A 7,351-nucleotide genomic window follows, 5' to 3' on the forward strand; every position below is an offset into this window, starting at 1 on the left:
GGAACGGATATCATCGTAGCAAGTGATGAAATGTATGAAAAACTCATTTACGATGGAGAGTTCACCTCTGCCGCGGCGGTCAGTGATGATATGTATCAGCGTACCGTTACCATTAACGGCCTAAGTAAATCCGTTGCAATGACAGGATGGCGTTTTGGGTATATGGCAGCTGCCAATACCGAAATCATCCAAGCAACCAAAAAGCTCCAAAGCCAAAGTACCTCTAACATCAACAGCATTACCCAAAAAGCTGCAATCGTCGGATTAAACGGTGCAGCGGATACGGATATCGAAACGATGAGAGTCGCTTTCAAAGCGCGTCGAGACGAAGCGGTAAAACTTTTCAATGAAATCGATGGCCTCTCGGTCCTCTCTCCGGATGGTGCATTTTATCTGTTTGTCAACATCAAAAAAGTCAGTAATGATTCAATGCAGTTTTGTAAAGAGTTACTTGAAGATCAGGGGATAGCGGTAGTACCGGGAGTAGGATTCGGTTCTGAGGGGTATTTCCGATTCAGTTTTGCAACCGATATCGAGAGTATTCGCGAAGGTATCAAACGCATTGCCACATTTGTAGCAACAAAACAATAAATCTACTTTTTCATTCCCGATCCTATCGGGAATGGCTCCATCATTTTATACTTTTTAATGCTTCAACAACCGCATCGATATTCCCTAAAGGAAGATGAACTTTCCATTCAGGATTTTTTGAATCTCCCGCCAATGAAATACCTATGCTCGCGACACTGTCACTCCCTGCACCGTATGGCTCATCTACTTTACTGATAGAAATAATACCTTTTTTGGTACCGTCTAATTGAATTTCTTTAATAATGGTTACAGCAGAACTCATAATCTCTCCTATTGGCGTGTATAGGAAAGAGTTTAGCCGTTTTTGGCTAAAGTAATCTTAAAAAAGAGCGAATTAATTCGACCCTTGGGCATTACCGTTATTTCCGTAAATAAAGGCATACATTTTACGATAATAACGTTCGTTTCGTGTTCGATCGGTTGCGCTGAAATGGTGATAACGCCCTAGTGTTTCCCACGAATAGCCAAAACTTTTGACGAGCTTTGTCAAAATAGTATTTGCCTGTTCTCTGGCAGTTGTGTCTTCAAAATATTCGTGAAGCATCGGATTGGGATGATATTTATAGTTAATTTGGTACGGTCCGAGATCCAGATTATTAATCCCTCCGTCAATCAATGCCTGAGCCTGAGCCGTACATTGTTCCGTAGAACCGCATTTGATGATATGTCCGGTTACGGCGAAACCTGCATTCAGTGCACGCTGTGCTTCATCTTCCGCATTGATTCGGATGACGTGCGGATTACACATACCACCCTCTTGAAGACACTCGCAATGCTTGATCGCATCGAGGACAATATCCGGCATCCGAATATCACTCGTAAGTTCTCCATCTGCACGCAGCAATGACGTTGCTATGACCAAACTTACGACTGCTAGACGCATCCCTTGTCCCCTTTACCTTAAGCTTCTAGCATTTTAGCCAATTTTGCCTGCATTTTCAGCCATAATTTATGTTCCATCAAAGGAAAGCCGCTATAGACACCCTTATTCATGATACTTTTAGTAACACCTGAACGTGCTGCCAACGTTGTAAACGGTGCGATACTAAGATGTCCTGCCGTAGCACTTTGTCCCCCCATTACCACATTCCGCCCAAGGGTTGTAGAGCCTGCAAGTCCGGATTGAGAGACCAAAATCGAGTGTTCTCCGACGACACAGTTATGTCCAATTTGTACTAAATTATCAATTTTTGAACCTTGCTTGATAATTGTTGAGCCAAATACCGCACAATCGATCGTCGTATTAGCTCCGATCTCGACATCATCTTCGATGATCACATTTCCGTTTTGGTAGAGTTTGATATGCTCACCCATTTTCGTATGGGCATATCCGAATCCGTCACTGCCGACAACGCTTCCCGCATGAATCATCACACGATTGCCGACAACACAATCCCGATAGATTGTGACGCTGGGATAGAGGATAACATCATCGCCGATAACCGTCTCAGCGCCCACATATACACCGCTCATAATCGTACAGTTAGACCCGATTACGGCACCGTTTTCAATATGGGCATTGGGATAGATAACGCTTCCCTCACCGATTACGGGGGAAATATCACTGCTGCGTATCGGTTTGGCAAAATGTTTGGAAAGGAGCGCAACGGACATATAGGGCTCATCTGATTCCAAAGCGACAACCCCCTTCGGCAGAAGATGCGCTTTTGATGCCGGAAGAATGACGGCAGAAGCGTTGGTATCGGAAAGCTCTTTTTCGTATTTAGAATCGGAGAGAAACGATATCTCTCCGGAAACTGCATTACTGAGGGTATTCATCCCTGTAATTTCAATAGAATCTTTAATCTCGGTACACCCTAAAAAGCTTGCAATTTCGTACAATTTCATCTTCGACTATCTCTCTAACGCGACAGAACCGCTTCGGACGATCTCTTTGGGATGGAACCGTTTGATCGCTTCGAGAAAATGGTTGACTCTCATCGGCTCATCTGCAACCATAACAATCATCGTATCGCTTCCGACATTAACGATCCGTCCGTTATACGCATGGGTAAGGGCCTCGATGTCCCCCATCGATTCGCTCATAGGAATTTTGACCATTGCCATCTCTTTTTCAACAAGATCGGCATGTTCATATACTCGTAGTACCGGAATCAATTTATGCAACTGTTTGGTAATCTGCTCAATCACCCGAACTGATCCCGACGTAACAATCGTAATACGGGAATATTTTGACTCAGGAATCGGAGCTACCGTCAACGATTCGATATTGTATCCCCGCCCTGAGAACAATCCCGCGATACGTGAGAGGACACTGGCTTCATTCATAACAATAACGGAGATAACGCGACGTTCTGTCTGTTCCATCATTTCTCCTTATACTCTAACATCATATTAAAGAGCGATCCGCCCGCGGGAACCATCGGAAGTACGTTTTCAAACCGATTGACCACAACGTCGATAATCGCGACAACATTTTTCTCAACCGCATCTTTAAGAGCGGCATCAAATTCCTCTTTGGTGGTAACCCGATAGCCTACTCCGCCGAATGCATCGGCAAGTTTGACGAAATCAGGCTGCATAGAGAGATCGGTTGAAGAGTGGCGTTTATCATAGAACAGGGTTTGCCACTGACGAACCATCCCTAAAAAGTTATTATTCAAGATAACATTGATAACCGGGAGTTTATACTCAACCGCCGTCATCAACTCTTGAATGTTCATCAAAATAGAGCCGTCACCCGTAATATTGATACTGACACGTTCCATATCGGCACGCTTTACCCCAAGTGCTGCCGGGAAACCGAATCCCATTGTCCCTAGTCCCCCGGAACTGACCCATTGACGCGGACGGGTAAATGGATAAAACTGTGCACTCCACATCTGATGCTGTCCTACGTCGGTAGAAATATTCGCATCATCTCCCAAAAGCTGTCCGATACGCTCAATGACCCACTGAGGCTTAAGTCGGTCCCCTTCTTCGGTATAGGAGAGAGGATGAAGCTTGTTAAAATTGGCAATCGTGTTATGCCATGATTCGTAGCGCTTAGGATCAACTTGCTCTTTTGCCAACGGAATCATCTGTTCAAGGACATTTTTGACATCACCGACAATCGGAAAGTGGGCATTCACCAGCTTTGAAATACTCGCCGGATCAATATCGACATGGATAATCTGTGCATTTTTAGCAAACTCAGAGAGTTTTCCGGTCACACGGTCATCAAATCGTGCCCCGAGACCGATAACCAAATCGGTCTCAGACATCGCCATATTTGCAGCGTATGAACCGTGCATACCGAGCATAGAGATCAATAACGGATCATCATAGCGAAGTGTTCCGCGTGCCATAAAAGTCTCAACGGCAGGGATCTGGGTCATACGGGAGAATTCCCGCACCAACTCTGCCGCATTCGCGTTGATAATTCCCCCGCCGAGATACAAAAGAGGTCGCTTGGCATGAGCAATAGCTTCGATCGCTTTTTTGATTTGGCGGGTATTTCCTTTGGTCGTCGGTTTATAGGTTTCGAGTTCAACTTCTTTGGAGTAATCGAATGTTGCGATCTGTGCCGTTACATCTTTGGGAATATCGACATGCACAGGCCCCGGCCGACCGGTACGGGCAATGTAAAATGCCTCTTTCAGGATACGCGGCAGATCAGCCGCATCGGTCACCAAATAGTTGTGTTTCGTACACGGACGGCTGATACCGACCGCATCGATCTCTTGGAAAGCGTCGGTACCGATCAACGACATCGGTACTTGTCCGCTGATAAGGACAAGAGGGATAGAGTCCATATAGGCATCCGCTAATCCGGTCACACCGTTGGTAAATCCCGGTCCTGAGGTAATCATTGCTACACCCACTTTTCCGGTAGCTTTTGAATACCCCTCTGCTGCGTGAACCGCCGCTTGTTCGTGACGGGTCAAAATATGTTGAAATGAGCGCTGTTTGTATATCTCATCATAGACGTTCATGATCGCTCCGCCCGGGTAGCCGAATACGACTTCGACTTCCTCGGCGATGAGTGCTTCGATAACCATCTGTGCACCGCTGATTTGCATGTCGTCTCCTTTATCGTAAAAAATGTGTGAATATAATTGAAAAAATTATGGGGATTATAAAAGAAAATAGCTATAAATTACGTTAAATCAGTGAAGAGATTCTCCCTTTTTAGGATATATCTTCAATTTCCGGTAATATAATTTCTTCACTCTCCAACAATATTGTCTCCTTGTGCGCCAATACCGTTTCATCAATAATATTGGGAAACACTTTTCGTATTGAATCACGCAGTTTCGTGATATTGATCGGTTTAAGGAGATAACCGCTGGCACCCGATCGGATCGCATCAACAACCATCTCTTCTTGTCCGTGAGAGGTAACCATAATGATTTTAGCCTCTTTATCGATTTTTTTGAGTTCCTTGACTGCGCTTATACCGTCCATCTCCGGCATGGTAATATCCATGGTTACCAAATCGGGAGCCAATTTCCGATAAAGGGCAATGGCCTCATGACCGTCTTTTGCTTCTCCGACCACAATATGCCCCAAAGATTCTATCATTTTAGAAATATTTCGTCTCATAATTAACGAATCATCCACTACAAAAATTTTAAGCATTCCATTCTCCTTTGGCTGATCCTATAACATTGAGTTCCATGTTTCCGTAAGGAGTTGAAAGGAGTGCCGTCATAATACCGGTTCCGTTTGTTTTCAGAATCGATTTGGCATCTTCGATCGTTACGGGGGGGGTAATCGTGACCCCTTTTCCTCGATTAGGGAAATCGGTAACGGCATGTCCGATGATCATGTTGGCTATCTCCCCTGCAGCACTCTCCCGCAATATAAGAAATTCGGACTGTTCAATATCACCATAGGCGAATGCTCTGGTCAGATTATCGAGCAATAATTCGTTGTAGGTCACATAAAACAAAAGATTAAGACTCCCCCCGATACCGATTGTTGTCGTATATTTTTTTAATTCGATTTTTTCAACCGACCGATACTCTCCGTCAAACTCAGAGTCTATCTTCATCTCATTTTTCATAAAAAGTTCTACACGATAGACAATCGCGCTAAGTACCGCTTTTAATACCTCAATATTTTCCATTAAAGTACCTTTTGTATTGATTTTTTAGGGATAAAAAACATAAATCGGCTCCCCTTCCCTATTTCGGAGACGACACGGTAGCTACCACCGAGTTTCAAGAGTTCAGCGCGTACCGATGCCAGACCGACTCCCCTGCCGGAGAGATCATTGACCTCCTCTTTTGTCGACAAATAATCTTCAAACAACAACTCAATCACGGCCTCATCATTATCAAGCTCCGCCAATGTTCTGTATCCCAGTTCAAGCGCTTTTTGCTTTAGCTTCTCTTTATTAATTCCGCGACCGTCATCACTGACTTCTACGACAATTGAATCTTCCGTTTCACTCACACAAAGGTGAATATTCCCGCATTCATCTTTGCCGCACTCCACCCTCTCCTCAGACGTTTCAATCCCGTGATCCACGCTGTTGCGAAGAACATGAATCAATGATTTGGCAAAGGCCCTAAACTCACATCCGGCAGTCAGATTCGTTTCATCACGTATCTCCATCGGATTCAGCGATTTTTCAAGACGTTCACCCAGTAGTTCAACATATTTCGGCAGTGAGCTAAAATAATCTCCGATGGATTTGTATTTTAGATTTCGGATCACCTGAAGAAGTTCTAATAAATCATGACACTCATTCGGCTGAGACTCAATTAGCTCTACAATTTTGTTATGCACTCGCTCAAACGTTTCATCGTCAATGGTGATCGTCGATTTTTTATCCATAAAATCATCGCCCAGCGTTTCTCGTAAAATATCGGTATCTTTTTTCAACCATAGCTCAAAATCAATTTTATTCACCATCGCTTGAATGGTTTCATTCGTCACCGTATCATCTTGAAGCCACAAGGAGAGTCGAGATTCCACTTTGTGAAGGCCCTGCGGTGTAGTGATAAAATCTTTTTGGGCGAACAGACCTTTGTAGGTATGAATTAAGCGATACAACTCTGTAAGATTCTGATACGGAGTATGGGCAAAGTTGACGACACTTGATCGGTGTGATAAAAAGGTTTGATACTCTTCCAAAAGTTCAAAAAATTCATCACTGTCGCTGATCGCGGAAACAATCATTTTAAGGGTATTGCGTTCTCTTTCAATATTTTTTTCCAAATTCTTTTTATCGGTAATATCGGTGAGGATCAGCATAAACCGATTAGGCTCAATCCGCTTATAGACAACTTGAATTGATTTATAATGGATAACGAATTCTTGCTGAAGGAGTGAAAGAATCGCTTCGACCTTGACCTCATCATCCTCTTCAAAAATGGCACTGATAGTTTTATTGAAAAACTCTTTTTTATGGATATCTTCCGAGTATAAAAGCTCTCCGACATATTTTCCCTCTATCGCGCCATCAAAAATTTCCACACATTTTTGCGAGTACTCGTTCTCTACGATCTGTGAGGTTGAAAAAGTTAAAAACCCTTGATTGGCATTGTCAAGCAAACGATTAACAGCGATAGAACGTTCTTGCAGATCTTCTGTCCGTTCATCAACTTGTCGAGAAAGCTCTTTTTGGATCGTCAGATTATGCATCCGGTAAGCGATAAAAAACGGAATTAAAATCAATGTGTAAAAAAGAGTATCTCTGAAGGCTTTGACTAAAAGCGCATGTAATTGCGCATCAATATTGCTGATTTCGATATCAGAACCCGTGATGTAAAAACGTCCGCTTGGCGAAATATGGGGCAAATAGACCGAC

Annotated in this window: 9 protein-coding genes; 1 reads left to right on the plus strand and 8 read right to left on the minus strand. The window is 43.6% G+C overall.

Going from position 1 to position 7,351, the window contains the following annotated elements:
- A partial coding sequence (locus Q0C19_RS09755) for an aminotransferase class I/II-fold pyridoxal phosphate-dependent enzyme (RefSeq protein ID WP_295055514.1) occupies positions 1 to 591 on the plus strand: 591 nt, incomplete at its 5' end.
- A gap of 40 nt (positions 592 to 631) precedes the next feature.
- On the opposite strand, the gene Q0C19_RS09760 is transcribed toward Q0C19_RS09755, so the two are convergent.
- From Q0C19_RS09760 to Q0C19_RS09795, 8 genes are all read right to left on the minus strand, one after another.
- Positions 632 to 853, minus strand: coding sequence for a hypothetical protein (locus tag Q0C19_RS09760; protein ID WP_295055516.1), 222 nt, complete (start codon positions 851 to 853; stop codon positions 632 to 634).
- Positions 854 to 925: 72 nt separating this feature from the next.
- The gene (locus Q0C19_RS09765) at positions 926 to 1,474 is read right to left on the minus strand and encodes a hypothetical protein (protein WP_295055518.1); all 549 of its coding nucleotides are present in this window, start codon (positions 1,472 to 1,474) and stop codon (positions 926 to 928) included.
- Positions 1,475 to 1,491: 17 nt separating this feature from the next.
- The gene (lpxD, locus tag Q0C19_RS09770) at positions 1,492 to 2,439 is read right to left on the minus strand and encodes a UDP-3-O-(3-hydroxymyristoyl)glucosamine N-acyltransferase (protein ID WP_295055520.1); all 948 of its coding nucleotides are present in this window, start codon (positions 2,437 to 2,439) and stop codon (positions 1,492 to 1,494) included.
- Positions 2,440 to 2,445: 6 nt separating this feature from the next.
- Positions 2,446 to 2,922 (minus strand): acetolactate synthase small subunit, encoded by a 477-nt coding sequence (ilvN, locus tag Q0C19_RS09775; protein WP_295055521.1) that lies wholly within the window; start codon positions 2,920 to 2,922, stop codon positions 2,446 to 2,448.
- Complete coding sequence (locus tag Q0C19_RS09780; RefSeq protein ID WP_295055523.1) at positions 2,919 to 4,613, minus strand: acetolactate synthase large subunit; 1,695 nt, start codon at positions 4,611 to 4,613, stop codon at positions 2,919 to 2,921. Before Q0C19_RS09780 ends, ilvN begins: the two co-directional genes overlap by 4 nt.
- Before the next feature lie 109 nt (positions 4,614 to 4,722).
- Positions 4,723 to 5,172: a response regulator gene (locus Q0C19_RS09785; RefSeq protein WP_295055525.1), complete on the minus strand. Its 450-nt coding sequence runs from the start codon at positions 5,170 to 5,172 to the stop codon at positions 4,723 to 4,725.
- Complete coding sequence (locus Q0C19_RS09790) at positions 5,165 to 5,662, minus strand: chemotaxis protein CheX (protein ID WP_295055527.1); 498 nt, start codon at positions 5,660 to 5,662, stop codon at positions 5,165 to 5,167. Before Q0C19_RS09790 ends, Q0C19_RS09785 begins: the two co-directional genes overlap by 8 nt.
- A partial coding sequence (locus tag Q0C19_RS09795) for an ATP-binding protein (RefSeq protein ID WP_295055528.1) occupies positions 5,662 to 7,351 on the minus strand: 1,690 nt, incomplete at its 5' end. The genes Q0C19_RS09790 and Q0C19_RS09795, both read right to left, overlap by 1 nt.

This window comes from Sulfuricurvum sp., from assembly GCF_023250475.1.
Lineage (GTDB): Bacteria > Campylobacterota > Campylobacteria > Campylobacterales > Sulfurimonadaceae > Sulfuricurvum.

What these genes read in the sequence shown, in the direction of transcription:
- Q0C19_RS09760 (WP_295055516.1), bottom strand. Translation starts at nt 853, where the DNA reads ATGAGTTCTGCTGTAACCATTATTAAAGAAATTCAATTAGACGGTACC.
- Q0C19_RS09765 (WP_295055518.1), bottom strand. Translation starts at nt 1,474, where the DNA reads ATGCGTCTAGCAGTCGTAAGTTTGGTCATAGCAACGTCATTGCTGCGT.
- ilvN (WP_295055521.1), bottom strand. Translation starts at nt 2,922, where the DNA reads ATGATGGAACAGACAGAACGTCGCGTTATCTCCGTTATTGTTATGAAT.
- Q0C19_RS09790 (WP_295055527.1), bottom strand. Translation starts at nt 5,662, where the DNA reads ATGGAAAATATTGAGGTATTAAAAGCGGTACTTAGCGCGATTGTCTAT.
- Q0C19_RS09780 (WP_295055523.1), bottom strand. Translation starts at nt 4,613, where the DNA reads ATGCAAATCAGCGGTGCACAGATGGTTATCGAAGCACTCATCGCCGAG.
- Q0C19_RS09785 (WP_295055525.1), bottom strand. Translation starts at nt 5,172, where the DNA reads ATGCTTAAAATTTTTGTAGTGGATGATTCGTTAATTATGAGACGAAAT.
- lpxD (WP_295055520.1), bottom strand. Translation starts at nt 2,439, where the DNA reads ATGAAATTGTACGAAATTGCAAGCTTTTTAGGGTGTACCGAGATTAAA.